The organism is Dyadobacter psychrotolerans (assembly GCF_004349265.1).
In the GTDB taxonomy this organism is placed as follows: Bacteria; Bacteroidota; Bacteroidia; order Cytophagales; family Spirosomataceae; genus Dyadobacter; species Dyadobacter psychrotolerans.
The window spans coordinates 33,237-53,764 of the sequence record NZ_SMFL01000003.1 but is presented as its reverse complement, the minus strand read 5'-3'; the positions used below and the strand labels follow the sequence as shown (position 1 = coordinate 53,764).

Annotated in this window: 20 protein-coding genes and 1 tRNA gene; 10 read left to right on the top strand and 11 right to left on the bottom strand. The window is 40.8% G+C overall.

The window, feature by feature from the left end; translation table 11 throughout:
• Window positions 1-68: 68 nt before the first annotated feature.
• Together E0F88_RS07955 and E0F88_RS07950 are read right to left on the bottom strand one after the other, a co-directional pair.
• Window positions 69-1,325, bottom strand: coding sequence for a chorismate-binding protein (locus tag E0F88_RS07955; RefSeq protein ID WP_131957712.1), 1,257 nt, complete (start codon window positions 1,323-1,325; stop codon window positions 69-71).
• Window positions 1,326-1,385: 60 nt separating this feature from the next.
• Window positions 1,386-1,811: a hotdog fold thioesterase gene (locus tag E0F88_RS07950; protein ID WP_131957711.1), complete on the bottom strand. Its 426-nt coding sequence runs from the start codon at window positions 1,809-1,811 to the stop codon at window positions 1,386-1,388.
• Between the two features lie 85 nt (window positions 1,812-1,896).
• Here E0F88_RS07950 and E0F88_RS07945 point away from each other — a divergent pair, with 85 nt between their 5' ends.
• The 4 genes from E0F88_RS07945 to E0F88_RS07930 all read left to right on the top strand — a co-directional run bounded on the left by E0F88_RS07945 (window position 1,897) and on the right by E0F88_RS07930 (window position 5,347).
• The gene (locus E0F88_RS07945) at window positions 1,897-2,541 is read left to right on the top strand and encodes a histidine phosphatase family protein (RefSeq protein ID WP_131957710.1); all 645 of its coding nucleotides are present in this window, start codon (window positions 1,897-1,899) and stop codon (window positions 2,539-2,541) included.
• A gap of 112 nt (window positions 2,542-2,653) precedes the next feature.
• Window positions 2,654-3,715, top strand: a complete 1,062-nt coding sequence (locus E0F88_RS07940) for a sensor histidine kinase (RefSeq protein WP_131957709.1) — start codon at window positions 2,654-2,656, stop codon at window positions 3,713-3,715.
• Window positions 3,716-3,772: 57 nt separating this feature from the next.
• A complete protein-coding gene (locus tag E0F88_RS07935) occupies window positions 3,773-4,507 on the top strand; it encodes a LytR/AlgR family response regulator transcription factor (RefSeq protein WP_131957708.1) in 735 nt (244 codons plus the stop codon).
• Between the two features lie 27 nt (window positions 4,508-4,534).
• Window positions 4,535-5,347 carry a PdaC/RsiV family protein gene (locus E0F88_RS07930; RefSeq protein ID WP_131957707.1) on the top strand — a complete coding sequence of 271 codons (813 nt, stop codon included), beginning with the start codon at window positions 4,535-4,537 and terminating at the stop codon, window positions 5,345-5,347.
• Between the two features lie 197 nt (window positions 5,348-5,544).
• On the opposite strand, the gene radC is transcribed toward E0F88_RS07930, so the two are convergent.
• The 4 genes from radC to E0F88_RS07910 all read right to left on the bottom strand — a co-directional run bounded on the left by radC (window position 5,545) and on the right by E0F88_RS07910 (window position 9,878).
• Complete coding sequence (radC, locus tag E0F88_RS07925) at window positions 5,545-6,252, bottom strand: RadC family protein (protein WP_131957706.1); 708 nt, start codon at window positions 6,250-6,252, stop codon at window positions 5,545-5,547.
• Between the two features lie 53 nt (window positions 6,253-6,305).
• Window positions 6,306-7,835, bottom strand: coding sequence for a hypothetical protein (locus tag E0F88_RS07920; RefSeq protein WP_131957705.1), 1,530 nt, complete (start codon window positions 7,833-7,835; stop codon window positions 6,306-6,308).
• A gap of 96 nt (window positions 7,836-7,931) precedes the next feature.
• Window positions 7,932-8,678: a zinc ribbon domain-containing protein gene (locus tag E0F88_RS07915; RefSeq protein WP_131957704.1), complete on the bottom strand. Its 747-nt coding sequence runs from the start codon at window positions 8,676-8,678 to the stop codon at window positions 7,932-7,934.
• 99 nt (window positions 8,679-8,777) lie between these two features.
• Entirely contained in the window at window positions 8,778-9,878 is a 1,101-nt protein-coding gene (locus E0F88_RS07910) for a Nif3-like dinuclear metal center hexameric protein (RefSeq protein ID WP_131957703.1), read from the bottom strand.
• Between the two features lie 160 nt (window positions 9,879-10,038).
• Between E0F88_RS07910 and E0F88_RS07905 the strand changes: the two genes are divergently transcribed.
• From E0F88_RS07905 to E0F88_RS07895, 3 genes are all read left to right on the top strand, one after another.
• A tRNA-Asp gene (locus tag E0F88_RS07905) sits at window positions 10,039-10,115 on the top strand.
• A 248-nt stretch (window positions 10,116-10,363) separates the two neighbouring features.
• Window positions 10,364-11,578: a site-specific integrase gene (locus tag E0F88_RS07900; protein ID WP_131957702.1), complete on the top strand. Its 1,215-nt coding sequence runs from the start codon at window positions 10,364-10,366 to the stop codon at window positions 11,576-11,578.
• A gap of 215 nt (window positions 11,579-11,793) precedes the next feature.
• A complete protein-coding gene (locus tag E0F88_RS07895; protein WP_131957701.1) occupies window positions 11,794-12,909 on the top strand; it encodes a tyrosine-type recombinase/integrase in 1,116 nt (371 codons plus the stop codon).
• A gap of 161 nt (window positions 12,910-13,070) precedes the next feature.
• Here E0F88_RS07895 and E0F88_RS07890 read toward each other — a convergent pair whose 3' ends face one another.
• Both E0F88_RS07890 and E0F88_RS07885 read right to left on the bottom strand, forming a co-directional pair.
• On the bottom strand, window positions 13,071-14,132 hold the full coding sequence (locus E0F88_RS07890) for a hypothetical protein (protein WP_131957700.1): 1,062 nt from the start codon (window positions 14,130-14,132) through the stop codon (window positions 13,071-13,073).
• 1,017 nt (window positions 14,133-15,149) lie between these two features.
• Window positions 15,150-15,332: a hypothetical protein gene (locus E0F88_RS07885; RefSeq protein ID WP_131957699.1), complete on the bottom strand. Its 183-nt coding sequence runs from the start codon at window positions 15,330-15,332 to the stop codon at window positions 15,150-15,152.
• A 188-nt stretch (window positions 15,333-15,520) separates the two neighbouring features.
• Between E0F88_RS07885 and E0F88_RS07880 the strand changes: the two genes are divergently transcribed.
• The gene (locus E0F88_RS07880; RefSeq protein WP_131957698.1) at window positions 15,521-15,877 is read left to right on the top strand and encodes a helix-turn-helix domain-containing protein; all 357 of its coding nucleotides are present in this window, start codon (window positions 15,521-15,523) and stop codon (window positions 15,875-15,877) included.
• A 92-nt stretch (window positions 15,878-15,969) separates the two neighbouring features.
• Here the strand turns inward: E0F88_RS07880 and E0F88_RS07875 are convergent, their stop codons facing one another.
• Entirely contained in the window at window positions 15,970-16,971 is a 1,002-nt protein-coding gene (locus tag E0F88_RS07875) for a type I glyceraldehyde-3-phosphate dehydrogenase (protein ID WP_131957697.1), read from the bottom strand.
• Window positions 16,972-17,206: 235 nt separating this feature from the next.
• Between E0F88_RS07875 and E0F88_RS07870 the strand changes: the two genes are divergently transcribed.
• Entirely contained in the window at window positions 17,207-17,752 is a 546-nt protein-coding gene (locus E0F88_RS07870; RefSeq protein ID WP_131957696.1) for an isochorismatase family protein, read from the top strand.
• A 242-nt stretch (window positions 17,753-17,994) separates the two neighbouring features.
• On the opposite strand, the gene E0F88_RS07865 is transcribed toward E0F88_RS07870, so the two are convergent.
• Both E0F88_RS07865 and E0F88_RS07860 read right to left on the bottom strand, forming a co-directional pair.
• Window positions 17,995-18,876 (bottom strand): alpha/beta fold hydrolase, encoded by an 882-nt coding sequence (locus tag E0F88_RS07865; protein ID WP_131957695.1) that lies wholly within the window; start codon window positions 18,874-18,876, stop codon window positions 17,995-17,997.
• Window positions 18,877-18,888: 12 nt separating this feature from the next.
• Window positions 18,889-19,581: a hypothetical protein gene (locus E0F88_RS07860; protein ID WP_131957694.1), complete on the bottom strand. Its 693-nt coding sequence runs from the start codon at window positions 19,579-19,581 to the stop codon at window positions 18,889-18,891.
• Window positions 19,582-19,825: 244 nt separating this feature from the next.
• On the opposite strand from E0F88_RS07860, the gene E0F88_RS07855 reads away from it, so the two are divergent.
• Window positions 19,826-20,431 (top strand): Crp/Fnr family transcriptional regulator, encoded by a 606-nt coding sequence (locus E0F88_RS07855; RefSeq protein ID WP_131957693.1) that lies wholly within the window; start codon window positions 19,826-19,828, stop codon window positions 20,429-20,431.
• The last annotated feature ends 97 nt before the right edge of the window (window positions 20,432-20,528 follow it).

The window sequence follows — 20,528 nt, the reverse complement described above, 5'->3', positions numbered from 1 at the left end:
AACCGATTTGACCTTTAGTATCATGAATAGTTTAATGTTCATTAAAAAAAGTTTAATGTAGCCGAAAATTAATTTATAAAATCTTCCGCGATGACCTTTAATAACGTATCACATTTCAGTTCGGTCTCCTGCCACTCCTGTTCGGGCACAGAATCTTCTGTAATGCCTGCTCCTGCAAACAACGTTGCAACTCCGTTTTTTAATCTTACTGTTCTGAGATTTACGAATATATTTGATTCTCCCTCAACCTGTACAGGTCCGAGAAAACCGCTGTAAAAGGACCGGTCATATCCTTCCACTTCCTGAATAAACTTTAAACTGGGTAATTTGGGCTCTCCGCAGATTGCGGAAGTAGGGTGCAGCAGTTTTAACATGGTGGTAGGCAGTTCTGAAAAGTTCAGAGCGATCGTATCTACATCAAATTCTGTCCTTAAATGATAGACATTTCCTGCAAGAACTGTTTTCGGACCGGTTTCTGAATATTCACGCAGACGGATTTTTTTGAAGCATTCAACGATATAACGGCTTACCAGGGCATGTTCCTCAATTTCCTTTTGTCCCCACCGTACATCGTATTTTGGAATCAAGTCACCTTCGCTGTTTCTGGCTTTTTGTGTTCCTGCCAGTGCCATGGTTTTAAAAGTTCCGTTTGATTTTTGCTCTACAAGTGTTTCCGGGCTTGCGCCAAGCCAAAGTTCATTTTGCTCAGCCAGGTTTACAAGTGAAACGAAGGCATGAGGATAAGCTTTTGCAAGTTTCGAAAAAGCTTTGGCAGGTTGGAAATCATCGTTGTATTGGATTTCCTTTGTTCTCGATAATACTACTTTTTTAAACTGGTTATGACTTATAGCCGCAACAGCGAGTTCGACCGTTCTTTTAAAACGTTCTTTGGATCTTTCATCTGTCAGCAGCACACCGGAAAGCGCGTGTTCTCCGGCCCGTCTATAAACCGTTTTTTCCTGAATTTCCCACGAAAGTGCAACCAGTCTTTTTACGTCAGGATGTTCTTCGCCCAAACGGTTACTTGTCTGAACTGCCTGGTTATTTTCACCGAAGGTTACAATGATATCTCCCTCCATGAAATTGACCGGCTCATTTTCCTGCCAGTCGAAAGACCCCATCAGAAATCCGCAGGGAAGTTTTTCGAAATCCGGCTGTATTTTTGAAATTGCGTCCTGAATAGAAATCAGTATTTTAATTTCGTTGGTGTAAGGTAGTCTCCATAAGGCAGCCGGAAATCCAAGCGTTTTGGACGCTTCCCAAAGATTTTCCGTTTTTAGTCCTTCAAATATCGATGTTTTGGATCCTGTTTGAACTGAAACCATTTTAGTTTGTTGTAATCGGTAATGTCACTCTTGTTTAACTAAAACTTTTGCAAATTAATTCTAACGATTTGCATCAACAACGGCAACAGTCAGTCTGCTGATGCAGACGAGCTTATTTTCTTCATTGGTAATTTTAATATCCCAAACCTGTGTAGACCTTCCGACATGGATAGGCGTAACCTTTCCATACACGAATCCGTCTTTTACAGAACGAATATGATTGGCATTAATTTCCAATCCAACCGCATGTTGTTTTTGAGGATCTTTCAGGCAAAGATAAGATGCGATACTTCCCAGAGTTTCGGCCAGCACAACGGATGCTCCGCCATGTAAAATGCCGAATGGCTGATGCGTTCGGCTGTCAACCGGCATACGGGCGATGATGTAGTCGGCCCCGATTTCAGTGAACTCAATTCCCAAATGACCCGCCAGTGTTTTACTGCTTAAAGAATGAAGGCCTTCCAGTGTAATTGAAGTTGTAAACATATCTAAAAATTGTATAAATTTGTAACGGCTATATTAATCAAAAACAAGGTATTTGCAAAAATAATATTTAAATAATACAATTATTTTGAAAAGAAAGTCTATCTATCTGATTCGTCATGGCGAGACAGATCTTAATCGTAAAGGTGTGGTTCAGGGAAGTGGTGTTAATTCTCCACTTAATGAATTTGGTGAAGCGCAGGCAACTGCTTTTTACAACGCCTACCAGCATGTACCTTTTGATAAAATTTATACCTCCGATTTACAGCGAACACATCAGACAGTACGCGGGTTCATCAAACAGGGGATACCTCATGAAAGCTACTCGGGACTAAACGAAATTTCCTGGGGAATCAGAGAAGGTAAAGAGCCAAATATAGGTGACGGAAATTATTACAGGGAACTGGTTGCCGCCTGGAAAAACGGTCAGGTTGAGCTTGCATCGGAAGAAGGTGAAAGCCCGGTTCAGGTACGTGAGCGGCAGATTCCTGTGATTGAAAAGATTTTATCCCGTCCTCACGAAAGAAATATACTTGTTGCCATGCACGGGCGCGCAATGCGGGTGTTGCTGACGGTTCTTTTTAAACAGCCGCTGGTTAGGATGGATGATTACGAACACAGCAATCTGTGTTTATACAAAATCAATTATTCATACGACACTCAGGAATTCGAGCTGGAACTATCCAACGATATTACCCATCTTCTTTCTCTCGAAATTCCTCAAACCTTTTAAAGAACCGCTTGTGTAGGGGCGGTTCCTTTGGTGTATTTCCAAAGGTAACTCAATACCGCTTCCCTACTTTTGTGCCTTATCCGTAGCAACCATCCGCGGAAATACCAGACAAATGTCCAAAAGACGTATTTATTGGACCCTTCAGATCGTCGGATGGACGTTGCTCATCATGCTGGAGTTCGTACCCTACACGCTGGAATATGGTTTTGAGTCAGGAGTGCTTTACTCTGCATTGGCGAATGTTTTCCTGGGCATTGTATTAACTCATATCTACCGGCTTGTTATACAAAAATGGAACTGGTCATCACTTCCACTTCCACGGCTTGCATTGCGTGTTATTGGCTCAGTGTTATTGCTGGGGTTGATTATGGCGCTTGTCAATCAACCTTTGGACCGTCATTATCTTGCTGAAAACCTTATTAACCAGCCGTTTGTTTTTTGGGGTTATTATGCGACATGGTGTAAAAACCTGTTTGCCTGGATTTTATCCTACACAGTATATCATTATGTGGAACAGACAAGGCTGGCGGGTTATGAAAAAATTATGCTGCGCATGTCCATGCGGGAAGCAGAGGCGAAGGTGCTTCGTTCACAGTTAAATCCCCATTTTACCTTCAACGCGCTTAATAGTATCAGGGCTTTGGTTTATGAAGATCCGGCCAAAGCGCAGGTGAGTATAACGCAGTTATCTAATATTTTACGAAATTCGCTTTTGGCAGATCGCCGGAAAACGGTGGATTTGCAGGAAGAGCTCAAAACGGTTGAGGATTATCTGGAACTGGAGAAGGTACGCTATGAGGAACGTTTGCGTTATTCCATCACAGCCAATCCACAGGCCATTTACTGGCAGGTGCCGCCGATGATGCTACAAACGCTGGTTGAGAACGGAATTAAACACGGTGTTTCCAAGGAAATGGGTGGTGGTTTTGTGGACTTGTCTGCAGATATTGTTGACGATATTTTATTTATTACAATAAAGAATTCAGGCAGTTTAATTTCAACGGAATCATCAACTTCTGAATCGGGTGGGGTAGGATTGAAAAATACGGCAGAACGGCTTTCGATTTTGTATGGCAAAGGCGCTTCGTTTCGTATCTTTCAGGAGGCGGATAAAATTGTTTGTTCGGAGGTGAGAATACCAACGCTTTCGGACAATACTTTAATGACTGAATGATAAAAGCTATTTCGAAAGCAGATACTAATTTATTATTGTTAACCATAAAAGCCAGCCATGAGAACCCTTATAGTAGATGATGAACGTTTAGCCCGCAATGAGCTGAAAAGGCTACTTGAACCGTATACAAAAATTGAAATTGTAGGTGAGGCGGCCAATGCCGACGAAGCCTTAATAATGATTGACGAACTGCAGCCGGAACTTCTTTTTCTGGATATTCAAATGCCTGGTAAAAATGGATTTGAATTGCTGTCATCAATCGAAGGAAAAAGTCCGGAAGTGATTTTTACAACCGCTTATGATGAATATGCCATCAAGGCTTTTGAATTTAATGCGCTTGATTATTTACTAAAACCAATTGATAACGAGCGGTTAAAGGAAACGATTCACAGGATAGAAGAAAATCAGTCTCAGCCTGAGCTTTCGCATGCGCCTCACGAGCGAACTGAAAAAATTCTTGGAGAGTCAGATCAGGTTTTTGTTAAAGACGGAGAAAAATGCTGGTTTGTCAAATTGGGTAAAATACGCTTGTTCGAGTCGATGGGAAATTATGTCCGTCTGCATTTCGATGATCAGAAGCCTTTGGTTCTCAAATCTTTAAATAATCTTGAAGAACGGCTGGACCCTAATACCTATTTCCGGGCCAATCGTAAACATATCATCAACCTGCACTGGATTGAAAAAATAGAACCCTGGTTTAGCGGAGGTTTACTTGTTACTTTACAGGGTGGCGATAAGATAGAGATTTCCCGCAGACAGGCCATTCGATTCAAAGAGTTAATGAGTTTATAAAAAAGTCATACAGAAACATTGTAGTTAATGCGTTTATCAATTTTTGTCCTTCCTGTTTTGCTTGCAGCGGTGCTGGCCTGTAATTCTTCATCAAAAAAAGAAGAAGAAAAAGTAATGCCGGGACTAAAAAATGGTAAAATAAATAAACAAACTTTTGGTAACTGTGATACGACGCGTAATAGCGGCGTATCACTGCATATCAAAATGTGGATGCCGGCAGATTCCGGAAAAGCAGAAGTGAACATCAGCCGGGAATTGAATGCCAAAGTGGTCGAACGGGTCAATTCGTATGCGGATTCGGCAAGTATTGCGGCCAATCCGGGTGCTAAAAGAAGCGCTGGTGATGCCTATGAGGTTTTTTCTAAAAATTACTACGATTTTAAAAAGGATTTCCCCGATGCTCCCGGTTGTTGGGAAGTTGATCTGAAGGGTGATACTACAATGGTAACCCCAAAAATTCTTCTTTACCAGCTTGATCACTACGCTTTTACCGGAGGTGCACATCCGAACAGTTTTCGTTCATTGCATATCTTTGACATTTTAACCGGCGAGGAGAAAGAAGCTGGAATTTTTGTGGCAGACAGTGTAGCTTTGCTTAAAAAGGCAGAAGCCGCTTTTAGAAAACTTGAAAAACTGGATGTTAAAGATAACCTGGAGGCTAAGGGCTACTTTTTGGCTGACCATAAATTTTTTCTGCCAGCGAACTATACCTTTACGCGTGAAGGAGTTTTATTTTACTACAACCCCTACGAAATTGCCCCATACGTAAGAGGCGCCATTGAGTTCACAATTCCCTATAGTGAGCTGGAAGGTATTGTAAAAAAGGAGCTGATTTTCTGATGTTTTACATTAATTGAGGTTAAGAAAAGGAGAGCTCTTGTGAACCTTGTGACTTCTATTTTTTTCACGCAGAGACATTGAGGTTAGGCGCAGAGAGCGCAGAGTTTTTAAAAGTCAAATCATTTATCTCCAAATAATTAACTTTTTTACCTCTGCGTTTATCCCCTTTATCTCCGCGCGGAATTTTTACTGGCAGCTCACATATCTCCCTCATCGATAAAACTATAAAAAGCATGGTCCGTGAAGATCAGATGTTCCAGTACTGGAATGTCTAAGATACGGCCAGCTTCCACCATGTTTTTTGTGAGAATTTTATCCTGATGACTGGCTTTTAGCTGACCGGAAGGATGATTATGAACCAATATTACCGAGCTCGCCAGATTTTCAAGCGCCAGTTTGAAGATAACTTTTATATCCGCCGTTGTTCCGTCAACACCGCCCACACTGATCCGGATCGGCTTCATTACTTCGTTTGCCCTGTTTAATAAAAGAATCCAGAATTCTTCATGTTGAAGATCCATCAGGTAGGGTTTCATTTCTTCATAAATATCTCTTGGGCCGGTTATTTTTTTTCTTTGCTCAGGAACTGCGTCTTTTCTCCTTCGGCCCAGTTCAAGGGCAGCTATAATGGTAATTGCCTTAGCCTCGCCAATGCCCTTGTTTTTCATCAGGTCTTTAACGCTTTGTCTGGCCAGATTGTGAATATTATTTTCTGCCGAGTTCATCAGTGCCTTTGCTACGTCAACAGCAGTAAGAGAGACGGTACCTGAACCAATCAAAATAGCGATCAGCTCAGCGTCGGATAAAGCTGACCTGCCCTTCATTAGTAATTTTTCGCGGGGCCTGTCTGCTTCTGCCCAACTGAGAATTTTTCTGTTGTTTTCAGGATACTTTTTTTCTGCCATGAGGATGATTTTTACTTATCCTATGACGATCTGTGCGGGAAATAGTAATGCGCTTATTGTCCGAGTTCGCTCAATGCTGCCCTTGCTTTATTATCGATACTGTTTTTGTATTCGTACTTTTTGTAACTCATTGCGGTTTTGAAGCTGCTTACCGCCTTGTCTTTTTGTTTCCTGTCCCTGAATATATAGCCAAGCTGCAAAGCCGAACTGGCGCCAAAGCCGATTGACGTATTCTTAGTCAAGGCGACAGCCCGCTCAAAATAAGGTATGCATCCTTCCATATTTTCTGATTTTTGCAAAATTCGTCCTTTCCGATAGTTGAACTCGGATTTGTCGGAAACGTTGGAAAATGATTTTTCTGAAACTGACTCCAGTTCCTCCAAAGCTTTATCCAGATAACCTCCATCCGTTGCATACCGCGACCGGTAAAGAACCTTTTGCTGAACCTGAATTTTACCTGCCAGAAATTCCGCTGCCGTTCGCTGGGCCAGTTTGTCTGCCTCAATAATTTCACTTCCGGTATTTTGCAGACGTCTGATAAATGGTATTGCTTCACCATCCCGGTTGGCGAGCCAGCGGCACATAAAGAGTTTCAGGTTGCTGTCTTTGATGTAATTAAAACCCTTATAATTTTTTTGAAATAAGGCATACCAGGAAAATGCGCTGTCATACTTCCCCTGCTGCAAAGCGATTTCACCTTTTAGGTAATTTAGAAATGGAAAGGGGATGTAAGCATTTCCCTGTGGAGCCTCATTGAGATACGAGGATGCTTCCCGGCTGTTTCCTTCTTTTATCAAAATGGTTGTCGCAAAAAAATGTAAAAGTAAATTATCAGGCTGGTCTTTCGGGAGCTGTTTTATTTTAGCTCTTTGCGCGTTAGATAATTGCAGGGTGTAGGCATGCAAAAGCAAGTCAATAAGTTGCGCTTCCTGTTGGAAAAAAGGCTCTTCACGTATGACTGTTTGTATTTCCTGAACGCCCAGGGGGATATTTCCTTTCAGACCTAAAATCTTTGTAACCCAGGTATAGTTTTCGGGAACAGACCCAATTAAAACATGTAAAAGACCGAGCGATTTTAAAGTGGGTGAAAATGCCGGAAATTTCTTTCGGTTTTCATCCAGAAGCCGGTAAGCTTTGATGATATCCCAGGCTCCGCTAACTTCATTACCAAATTTCATTTTGGCAAAGGCCCAGTGCATGCGGATTTCTGCCTGGAAAAATCTTTTGTAAGGTGAATTGTCAGCAAGTTCATCAATTGCTGAAAGGCGTTGTTCTTCTTTTTCAGACAGTTTTTTATAGGCGGTTTTGTCCTCGGAAATCAGCAGGTAATGCAAATCTGCATAATTATCCAGATACGGGATCAAAGCATTATCTGCATTTGAATTTCTTTCTTCTTCAATTAAAGCCCTTGCGGTTTGTAACCTGAGTTTTTGGATTTCAAAATAGGCGCGCTGCAATTTTGGTATAAATTTTACGTCGTAAGTTTTTGTCTGAATCGGATAGGCGGGACTTGCTGAAAGTATCAGCCATAGAAACATCAAACAATAACCTTGTGCATTTTTTAACCTAAAATTGAATTGCATGCTTACAAATTACATTAGTTTCAAAAATAACAACTGGCTTTAAACAAAAAAAGGTTGCCGATGAAGACAACCTTTTAAATAAAATATTTTTTGTGACTATCGGCGTTGGTGAACCGGCTCAACACTTTCTACGTCAGCAAGAATACGTCCGCAATGTTCGCAAACGATCAATTTTTTGCGTTCACGGATATCTGCCTGTCTCTGTGGCGGAACAATGCTGAAACATCCTCCGCAGGCACCGCGGGAAACGTGTACCACAGCAAGACCGTTCATTGAGTTGTCACGTATTTTCTGATACGATTTCAACAGACGGTCTTCAACTTTTTTGATATGTTTTTCACGTTCTGCAAGAAGCTCTTTTTCTTCTGATTCGCTTTCGTTGGTAATCACCGAAAGTTCACCTTTTTTAGCTTTAAGGTCTTCGTTTCTTTCGTTCAAAGTTGATTCTGCACGGTTGGCATCATCTTCGATCAAACGGATACGCGCCTTGGCTTCATTGATTTTCTTATCAGCCAGCTGCATATCAAGTTCCTGCAGTTCAATTTCTTTTGTGATGGCATCGTATTCGCGGTTGTTGCGAACATTCATTTGCTGATCCTTGTATTTTTTGATCAGTTTTTCTCCGTCCTTCTGAGCATTTTTGAAACTGTCAATTTCAGAATTTAAATTGGCGATTTCGCTTTTGAATTTTCCTAAACGCGTTTCAAAACCTGCAATTTCATCTTCCAGATCCCTAACTTCTTCGGGAAGATCGCCACGCGTTTTTAGAATTTCGTCAAGGCTTGAATCAATTTCCTGTAATTTCAGGAGAGCGTCTAATTTTTGTGCGATTGTATTTTCCATGTATGTCTTTAATGGACTTGTTTCAATGCGTAATATGGTGAGAGATAGTTTACCGGCTGTTTTTTCCAAATTGGCTTAGCTAAACTGACGAAATTTCTTTCAGACAAAATATTTAACCGGATTTGTAGTGACCTCCGACAAACAGAGTGCGAAATTACTAAAAATTCCTGACAAATAATTATATAGTAGATCTTTAGTAAATACTTCACTTTCATAATGGCCGATATCGCAGATCATAATGGCATTTTCGGCATCAAAAAACTCATGATATTTGTAATCCGCCGTTACAAAAGCATCTGCCTGAGCACGTTTTGCATCTTTTAACAAAAAACTTCCGGCCCCGCCGCACACGGCAACTTTTTTGATCATCGTATTTGCAGATGATGTATATTTCACCACGCCTGTATTCATTTGTTTTTTTAACATCCTCAAAAAGTCGTCTGCGGGCATTGCTTCGGGTAGCTCGCCAACTGCACCTGCACCTACTTCCTGGTTTTCGTTTTCCAAAATATGCACATAATAAGCAACCTCTTCATAAGGATGAACCTGACGAAGTACTGAGACTACTTTGTTTTGCATATGCGAAGGAAACATAACTTCAATCCTATGCTCATTTACGTCTTTAGCTTGTCCCGGAATGCCAATTGCCGGATTTGCTGAGAGTGACGGCAAAAAAGTACCTGTTCCTTCTGTCCGGAAACTGCAATTGCTGTATTGACCTATTTCTCCTGCCCCCGCCTGAAACAAAGCATCCAGAATTATCTGCGAATGTGTAAGCGGAGTGAAAAAGGTGAGTTTTTTCAAAACTTGGTTTTTAGGGGCAAGGACCTTTAGATTTTGCAGTCCAAGCCTTTGCCCGATCATGTTGTTTACACCCAGCTGAACATGATCGAGGTTGGTGTGGGTTGCATAAATTGCAATGTTGTTTTGAATCGCTTTGATAACGGTCCGCTCCACATAATTATTTCCGTTGAGTCTTTTCAGTCCTTTAAAAATAATAGGATGATGCGCCACGATCAGATTGCAGTTTCTGGCGCGGGCTTCTTCAACGACCTCTTCTGTCACATCAAGTGAAATTAATATTCCCGTGATCTCGGTGGCGGCATTACCAACAAGCAGTCCTGCATTGTCGTAACTTTCCTGATAGGAGAGTGGTGCAAGTTTTTCCAGTTCTCTGGTTATATCTTTTATTTGCGGCATTTTTTTGAATTTACAACTATTTCATAATCAGAATCTTTGCAAGAGTAGCTGATTTTATTTACAAATAAATAACTATTTAGATGCAAAAAGTATTGCAATGGAAAAATAAAATACTAGTTTTGCACCACGTTACACCATAACGATGGTCGCAGCGAAGTCTGGTTTGGTAGTTCAGTTGGTTAGAATACATGCCTGTCACGCATGGGGTCGCGGGTTCGAGTCCCGTCCAGACCGCCAGAAACAATATTAAAATACATTAAAAGCCTGTAAATCATACATTTACAGGCTTTTTCTTTTTCTGAAATACACCAAATTATTCAAATTTTCGCAAAAAAAAGGTGAGCATTTGGTGAGCAGAAACGGAGTCTAAAAAGTGCTCACCAAATTTGGTGTAACAAACTGTAATACAGCTTGTTCACGGCATAAACATCTTGATTTTATGGTAGCTGCAATCGTATTTTTATTCACTTAAAAAACGTGTTGTTATGTTAGCTAAAAATTTCACATTGCTTTTTTATCTTAAAAAGCGCAGCAACTATGTATCAGGGAAGCTTCCTGTTTACATGCGAATTTCAGTAAATGGATCTCGCAGCGAAATGTCAATGGGCCGTGATTGTGAGCCTGAAAAATGGAATAATATTTCGTGTCGAAGAACCGGTACAAAGTCCGATACGAAGGAATTTAATGCCTATTTGGATACCGTGCAGTCCAAGGTCTATCAGGTGTACCGCTCGCTTCTGGAAACTGGTGCAGAACTCAATGTCGAAAATGTCCGAAATGTGCTCATTGGCGTAAGTGTACGCCCGAAGATGACTCTTGAAATCTTTGAGGAGCATAACCAAAAGCTAAACCAACTCATCGGAAAGGGTTTTGCGAAAAGCACATTGACGAAGTACAAGACTTGTTATGACCATACATCTGAGTTTATTCGCTGCAAGTATGAAAAAAACGATCTTGATATTCAGAAGCTAAACTATGAGTTTATCTCCGAATTCGAGTTTTGGTTGAAAAGCCAAAAATCCTGTGGGCATAATACAGTGATGAAATACCTAACCAACTTCAAAAAAATAGTTATGATCTGCGTGAAAAACGGATGGCTAACTCAAGACCCGTTTGCTAGCTACCGTATGAGTAGGCAGGTTGTGAAGCGTAGCGCTTTAACCGAAGCTGAGTTAAGCAAGGTTAACGGAAAGGATTTTGAAAATGAGAGATTGAATCAGGTTCGCGACATCTTCGTGTTTAGTTGTTTTACGGGTTTAGCATACATAGACGTCTATAATCTCAGCCGGCAGCAAATCATAGAAGGGATCAACGGCGAGATGTGGCTTGTCGTTAATAGGCAGAAGACGGATTCAGAATCCAGAGTTCCGCTGCTGCCGATTGCACTTGAAATTCTGGAAAAATATGAAGATCATCCGCAATGTATAGCGTCTGGCCGGCTTCTCCCAGTCTTATCCAATCAAAAACTTAATTCATATCTGAAAGAGATTGCTGACGTTTGCAGATTTGACAAAACGCTCACTTTTCATCTAGCGCGACACACTTTTGCCACTACGGTAACATTGACCAATGGAGTGCCTATTGAAAGTGTTTCCAAAATGCTTGGACACAGCAGCATCAAAACAACGCAGATTTATGCCAAGATTGTCGATCGGAAGATTAGTGAGGATATGAGCATTCTCAGAAAAAAGTTTGTTTGAATGTAATTCCATTAAGAATATGTCAGAAACGAACCTCCATCCGGTAAAATAATGTGACATGTGCCAAGGTTAGAATCCCTGCATCTCCACTTAATGCCGCTCCTGATAGCAGGAGCGGCATTTCCCATTTTCGGGACATTATTGGGGACAAAAAAAGCTAATAAGAAACACACACTAGGTATGAAAAGGATAAGAAGCCTTAAAAGCTGGCTGTCTTGCGTGATCGAGGCGGCGACCTAACCAAAGAATGGTACTTTGAATACTATGCGTTTGACGAAGCTTCGAATGATCTAATTCGCAGGCGCATCAAAATCCCTACTTCCTTACAGACGAAAAAAGCCAGGATGGCGGAAGCAGTAAAGATCATTTCTGATACAAACACGTTGCTTGAAAAAGGTTTTTACTTCAAGATCCCCAAGACTACAATTGAAACAGACATTGTAAAAGAATCATCTAATGACTTGGTAGTCTCACTTGATAAGGTTCTCGAAACAATAAAAAGCTCGCTCCGGCCAAAAACTGCCGGAACCCATCAGTCGGCCATTAACAAGTTGAAGGACTATGCGAATGAAAAGATCCTGGATATTTCAGAATTTACGGACCGGGATGCAATTAAGTTCAGGGACTATCTTATCTCGTCGTTAAAAAACACGTCAAGGACGGCGAATAATACACTTATTCATCTCAATACGGTCTACGGTCATTTGAAAGATCGGGTCAAGCTGGAAGATAGCCCCTTCAAGCTAAAAAAGCTGAAACAGGTTCATACAAAAAAGAATATCGCATTTACCGATGAAGATCGGGCGAGAGTTGAACAATATATGATTTTAAATGAGCCCGAGCTGTATTTGCTTACCAGGGTTATATATTATGCCTTCAATAGACCCAGAGAACTTAATTCATTAAAGCTGCATGATATCAGGCTAAATGACAGCTATGTCATTATAAGAGGAGAATTTTCAAAGAATGGGAAAACTGAAACAGTTCCTATAATCCCGGCCTTAATGAAGGAGCTTAAAAAACTCGACCTGGAAGAAAAGAGACAGTTTTACTACTTGTTTGGCAAGGATATGCGGATTAACAAGTTTCAACTTGGTAAGCAGATTGCCTTTCGAAGGCACGAGAAAGTTTTAAAAAAACTTAATTTGCTGGGAAAGGGTTACACACTTTATTCTTGGAAGCACACAGGAGCAGTCAATGCATACCTTTCGGGGGTGGGGATCAAGCAACTGCAACTGATGCTTCGCCATAGCACTGTACAGATGACGGATATATACCTAAAATCACTTGGTCTTCGGACGGATCCAAATATTGAAAATTATAATTGGTGAGGGTCTCATTTCGAACTATAGACAGACATAAAAGTCCATAACAATACCAGCAATCTCAAATCCTTTATTCCATAGTTTTGAAATTGCTAGCATTGTCTTGGTAGATTTAGGCCAAGTGGTATTGTGCCTAGATCATTAATTACATCCTTCGCCGCCGTAAATTACCGTCTTATTATCGTTGCACCACCATTTTCAACGCGGCCACGAACGCCAGATTGGTTAGAGCCCCTCATATCGTTCGCGCGATTAGCGCCGCTTGTTCCGCCAGAGCCACTGTTCTCTTCTGCATACTTCATACTGAAATACTCATATGATTTCCAACTGCATACAGCACTGAGCAGCAGCATCTGCCCGTATGTAAACAGTGTGACTACCGGTGCAACTGCGGCCGCACCGATACTCAGGGCAGCAGCTGTACAAGCGACAACAGCTTCTTTTGCTTCTTTACTAATGGCAAACTTAGAAATTGATGCGCCGTTTTCTCTTGATACTATTTCGTGGCCAGTAAAACGGTCATAACTTTTTCCACCAAGAGCATGTAATTCTCCTCCATTAGCTGGGCTTATACAAATCAATTCTGGTTGGTCCAAGCCAGGTTGCTTTTGAAATGCAAAAGTCCATTCTCTTGTGGTGGGATGAAGCGCAGTTTCTGATTGCATGAAAAACTTTTTAAAATTACCCACGCCGGAGAGGATGTGTAGTTCAGTAGTTTTTGAGCCGAATAACTTAATCGCAACTAAGTCAGGTTTAATAAAACCATTTTTAGAAAGATTAGATTTGGTAATAAACTTAAAATTATCACCTGACTCTTCAAGAATAGTTGAATCGTGATAGATGAATTCTTTGTAGTCGCTTGCACCTGACAGAATATGAACTTCTGTACTTTTGGAGTCGGTTAACGATTTTTTTATGGCCCACAAATCGGAAATGCCATCACCGTCCCAATCTTCTGCCAGATACTCAGTATTTGAATTGGTAAGACCTAAATTTGTGACTGCGTGAAGAGAATAGGTGGTATAGTTTGACTTTGGCGACAAAATATGTACCTCAGTGCGGCCTGATTTGGTTCCCTGATATTGTACGTGGAAGACACTTGGATTAACTTCGTTTTTCCACATACCTACCAAAATTGTTGAATTTGCCAAATTTGGCGTGGCAACTGAAGGATGTGCTAGTCCCGCTGTAAAAAGTAGGGCAAGCGCGCTGTTTTGAATTGATCCCATGAGTGTATATGGTTAAATGTTTAAAAACACCATCTGCACTTCAGATGGAGGCATTACTGATCATTTAATTAGTAAGCATGAAAAACATTTTCAAATACACTTATATCATAAGAATACAATTAGACGGTTTATGGTATAATAATTTTTCATTAAAATCATGCCAGATGTTGTTGTTTAGGTATCGAGTACTCAACAACCTTACTAAGAGGGTTTAAAACCCTTCACTAAATTTTTCACGCTCTTATTGTAATTATTCATCAACAGGCGTTGTGTACTCTGCCGACAGTGTTATTGCTTGCTTTTCGAAACTTTCTCCAGATCTTGAAAAGTTACTTTTTATTTCTTTGAACCTGCCCAAGGGACTTTGTCAAATTTTCAATAAGTTGTTATAACAGCTTGAATATAAGAGAGATGTCAATAAGTATATTTTGTGAAAAACTGATTTTAATCCATAGTTAAATTAATTTTCACAAAAACGTTCACTTACTTTTATGGAAAAACCTTCAAAATTTCGAGTAATGAGTTAAGAAGAGATCTCAAGGTTGAATAAATCTAATTATGCGCGGATCAGTATTAAATTCTCAGGAGCAAGCACACGAGATACTGAGATTACTATTACGGAGTTTACCAATGTGTTGTACGAGACCAAGAAAGACTTTTCGGGAACGTCTTTTGAAGCCATAATTGATTCGTTAATTGGAGGATATTCGGAACTACCTCGCAACGATACAACAAAAACAATAAAGCGGTATGGAGAAGATGTGTTTTTGTCGTCATGTGGTGGTTGCGATGTGCTGGGGGCAACATAGCCCTCCCGGACATGTTGTCAATCATGGATATAGGGGTGCCTGGTGCTATTGCTGCTAGTTTGAGTCATTTTTAATTTGCGTATTTAGAAGTTGCATATTATAAGTATTATATTTAAAATTAGTGGCAGCATTAATCGAAAGAACATCCCAGTGCTATGCTGGGTGCTTATTTTCTGGGTCGCCCAATAGTACTTTCGTTAATATCATCTTATCCCTTCCAAAGCGGCTGCCCTAATATTTTTGCTTCGTCCGGATCGATGGATAACAAAAATAACTCAACTGCGTCATAAAACTCGGTTTTTCCGCATTTATGGTCATGGTAAATTTTTACTGATTCACCATCTTTTTCAAAGATCCGAAGGTTCCTGGTTATGACGTCGTTCGGTGTCATCCTTTTATTAACTGGAGAATTCGGATGGCTTGACCATGTGGTTCCGTGGCAGATTGACCATCAACAGACCATCGTTCATCAGTAGTTAAAGGAATATATATCAATTATTTAGCATGGTCAATTTCAACCGAAACGACATGTCTTAATTTCCGAATTGTGGTGATCTGTGGTTCCGAATTCTCCAGGCAATGAAAAACAGCGAGCCAATTCTTAATCGTTTTATTGATCTTGTGGAAAAGAAGTTTTGTTCCTACAAAATGGTCAATCAGTATGCCGATGAACTTGCAATTACTCCTAACTATCTGAGCGAGGTCATAAAGCGGTCGTCAGGTTTTTCGGCAAGTTGTTTTATTCACAACCGGGTAGTTCTTGAAGCAAAACGCATCGCAATTAATTCCGATTACACGATGAAGGAGATTGCTTTTCAAATTGGTTTTGAAGATCCATCCCAGTTTAGTAAGTTCTTTAAATTAAAAACAGGGACAACTTTTTCCGAGTTTCGAAGAAAATATCAGAAAGGCATTAAATATAATTCTATAAACTGAAAGAGATTGTAATTCTGAACATTGCACGTCGAAGAGTTTGTGAAATGTTCAGAATTACTTTTTGTGAGCGTTTAAAATGGTATTTTCTCAACTCAGATTTTCTGCGAAATGTACTGGGCTACTTCGGCTAATCTGCATGTAAAACCCCATTCGTTGTCGTACCAGGTCGCAATGGAAAGCAACTCACCCTGTTTAACGGTAAGAGGCAGGTCGATGATTGAAGAGTGTGGATCGCCCACAATGCGTGCTGATGTCCATTCTTCTTCAAGTACATCCAATACACCTTTTAGCGGACCCTCTGTCGCAGCTTTGCGGAAAGCTTCATTGACCTGCTCAACACTGCATTCCTTTTCAGTGATTAGATTTAGTTCAGCAATACTGCCAGTACGGGTTGGCACCCGGTACGCTTTGCCGGTAATCTGTAAGTCATTCCAGATAAATTGCAGGGCGCGTGCGGCACCAGATGCTGATGGTATAATGTTTTCGGCCGCCGCCCACGAATCGCGTCTGTCCTTCATTGGCTGATCCGTCAATGACTGCGTATTGGTGTAGGAATGTACTGTTGAAAACAGGCCATATTTAATGCCAAAATTGTCAAGTATTACTTTAACGGCGGCCGCAAGCGCATTTGTTGTACAGCTTCCCATGCTGACGATTTTATGTAATGAAGGATTAAAAGTTTCAAGATTGATGCCTTTCAAAAGTACCGCATCGCAGTCCTGGAGTGATTTACTGGCAGCGCTGATCAGTACGTATTTTGCACCCCGGTCAATATGTACCTGTGCGCCGGCGCGCGTAGTGGCCCGGCCGGTGCAATCTACCACAATGTCTACACCAAGTGATTTCCAGTCAGGTACTTCCGTTTTTGAATTTACATACTTAATTCTTCTGTCACCGATCAGAAGGTCATCACCTTCGCTAGAAACCTTTTCGCCGTAGCGCCCGTAGTTGGTATCTACGCTGAACAAAGAAGCCAGAATTTTGACATCGTGAATGTCGGAGACGGACACGGGAACAAAGAGATTATTTTCGAGGGCAACCCGTAAAAATTGACGGCCAATACGACCAAAACCATAAAGAGCGATGTTTGCCATAAAATTGATTTTTGTTAGTTATTAGTAAAATACTTTCAAAATTTTTTATCATTCAATGGATATGTTCCGGGTGTTGTTATACAATGGTGTTTAAGTTTTATCTTTTAAGTACTGCCAAATCGCAATTGTTTTTAGTATCATTGGCAAATCGGAGATAAGGTAAGGAACACGGACGGGCAACGGCGTTTTATCTCGGATTCATAGAATGAGGATGTTTAACCATGTAAGTTAAATTATGAAAATTTCACCAACAAATTCAATCTTATTGGTCATTGACATTCAGGAAAAGCTTTTACCTAAGATAGACCAGAAAGATGAAGTATTTAAGACTGTGATCCGGGTCGTTGATCTTGCAAAAACAATAGGTATCCCGGTTCTATTAACTGAGCATTTTCCGGAGAAGATTGGTGCAACACCTACTGCTTTACGATCAAAAGTGGATCAAAGTAATATTGTGTCCAAGACCTATTTTTCGGCTGTGACAGAAGGTAATCTGGTCAATAATTTTGATGATAATCGAAGGCAGGTTGTCGTTGTGGGCACGGAAACACATATTTGTGTACTGCAGACTGTACTGGATTTGCTGGCAATAGGTTACCATGTCTTCGTGGTGGATACCGGCGTAGGTTCAAGACTGTCGCACGACAATTCACGAGGACTCCAAAGAATGAAGCAAAACGGTGCTGAAATTATTACGAAGGATATGCTGGCTTTTGAATGGCTGGAAAAGGCCGGAACTGATCTGTTCAAAGAAGTGCTGGAAACGTTTGTCAAGGATTAAATTAAATGGCTGATTAACGCCTTTTAAGAATTGCTGTAGCGGAGGGGCAATATTTAATTTAGGTTAAAACGATAGATAGCCTTAAAGTTGTACTTCAAAAAACGGTGGTTAAAATGAACTATTGTCGATTAGTCACGATGGCAGAAAACGTACCTGCAATTTATGCGCAGACACGTTTTTGCTCAATAAACTTGGCCAAGGATACCTGAAAATGCACACTCAAGCCAGAATAGCAACCAAAGTCAAAGTCGTAGAAAGGGTGTCATACTTGCCCAAACAGCATCAAAATTGACCAGGAAAACAGGATGTGGCGCGTTGGGAATAATTCCCAGCCGGGCATTTGGTATTAGACGATAAGCATCAATGACGCTTTGAAGTGGCGCGTTTTGGTCCAGTTCGCCAGATAGCACCAGCACAGGGCATTGAATTTTTTTGAAAAGATCTTCTTTGACTTCGGTGGAATTATACGTTTTGCTAATGGAGGCAAACCACTCATCAACCCTTTCTGGCTCAGGTACTAATGCCATTTGCTGTTTCCAATAAAGACTGTCCAAACTCAGGGCCATTTCTTTATTAACAGTAAAGTTTCTCCACCCCTTTTTCCAGGTACCTGCCCCAATCGCGATCAGCTTTTTTACTTTTGCAGGAAATGCCGCAGAAAGATAGTATCCAGTGTAAGCGCCGTCACTAAATCCAAGCACGGTTGCACTGTCGCTGGTCTCTGCCTGAATGATTGCATTAACGTCTTTTGCCTTTTGCTCATAGCTGGGATCTGACTTCCCTATTTCTGATTTCCCGTGCCCTCTGGTCGATATTGCTATGACCTTGTAGTTTTTGGAGAGGCTGTCGATGAACCGCCCCATTTCAAGCGTTGACCCAAATATGCCGCCATGTAAGATCACAAAAGGTTTTCCTTTGCCATATACTTCATAATAAATCCTGGCATTATCAGCTTTTAGATAGTGACCAGCTTTTGGATTGTTTCCATAAGGTATGGAAGTTTCGGAAGATGGGTTTTGCTGCATGAAATGCCTGAGCTGTTTCAGATCCTGTCCAATAGCATTTATACATACCAGTGATAGCAGACAGCATAAAAATTTAAGTTTGTCTTGTAATTGGTTCATTTTCAGTTTGTATTAATCTTGCTTTAAAATTTTCAGATCGGTAAAAAAACCTTCCGTGCCCACTTCCACCCAGAGTGCTACACCGCCTGATACATCGGGTCCCAGTTTGAGGTCATTGACAACTAGTGATGGCTGCGGATTTTTATCTATGAATAATTTGGCAGATGCTCCTTTTACTACGATCCGCAGGTTGATCCATTGATTGAGCTCCATATCGGCGTATGACTCATATTTTTCTGGCGCCTGTTTGCGGAGTACGTCAAACTTGTAGTCCGGATATGAGTAGTATTGAATGGAATGGTTTCTACGTACCTGATCCTGGGCCCGACCATTGGTTGGGCGTATGTAAATGCTCTCGTATTTTGAGTTATGCTCATCGATACGAAAAGCTATACCAATAAAACCACGGGCGTATTCAGGTGCGTCTTTTAGCAACCTGCTTAGCACTTTCACTTCAATAATACCGTCACGAAAGTCTACTCCTTTCAATTTGACAAATGTGGGTTCATCCACCTTCTTTACCGCTGTATCCTTCAAAACCCGAAGTGCTTGCTTGCCGGTGATCGTCTGGATGGACATTGATGCCTGGATTGGCTCAAGCCTTTTCAGGTCGAGCTTGATGGTTTGGGCCTTAACACTGCCAAACAAAAACAGGCAATTCAATAATATAAATACGGCTTGTTTCATAGCTTGATCATTATTCATTTTTAGGGAATTGCTTCTAACGGTCATTAATTCCTTTACAAAAGTCGCTGTTTGCGGGCATGTGTACTCATAACTTAATATAAGAAATACTCTTAAACTACTTTAAGGGTTAGGAGTTAAAAGTTGAGATTTGCACCTTTCATTGTCGGCATTTGAACAAAACCTATAATTGCAGGTAACAAAAATCATAAAATAGTGTTATCTGAATGACATTAAATTATGGTTCCGCTTTTAATCTGCAACTTTGGCAATATCTCAACTTATAGAATATTTCAAACAGTATTTTCCGCTTGATGAGAAAGAACGGGCTGAAATAACTCTGTTATTTGTTGAAAAGCAGGTGAAACGTCGTCATTTCATCCTGCAACAGGGTGATTTGTGCCAGTACTATACTTTTGTCGTATCCGGATGCTTTAAGATGTACCATGTGGATCAGAAGGGCGTGGAGCATAATTTACAATTTGTTGCTGAAAATGGTCGGCCGGCGGACCGGTGGATAGCAGATTTGAGCAGCTTTTATTCTGAAAAACCCAGCCTGATGTACATTGAGGCTATGGAACCATCTACAATCCTGCAAATCAAAAAAGCAGATCTTCTTTACCTGTTTATCAATCATCACAAGTTTGACCGGAACTTCCGTATCATTACAGAACAAAAGTATGTGGAGCTTCAAAACAGGGTACTGGAAAACATCAGCTCTACCGGCGAGCAGCGATACCAATCATTTCTGGCCCAATATCCTCATTTGGCTAACCGGCTTCCAAATGCACAGATTGCATCTTACCTGGGGATCACCCCTGAATTCCTGAGTAAAATCCGAAAGTCAATCGTTTCCAAGGACAAATCTTAATATAGTTTAAGAGTTTTTCTTGCAGTTGTTTATGGGTTCGTTTTGACTGCTTGTCAGAACTTTGTCTTATAACTCCTGATCTTAAATCCAACAAATA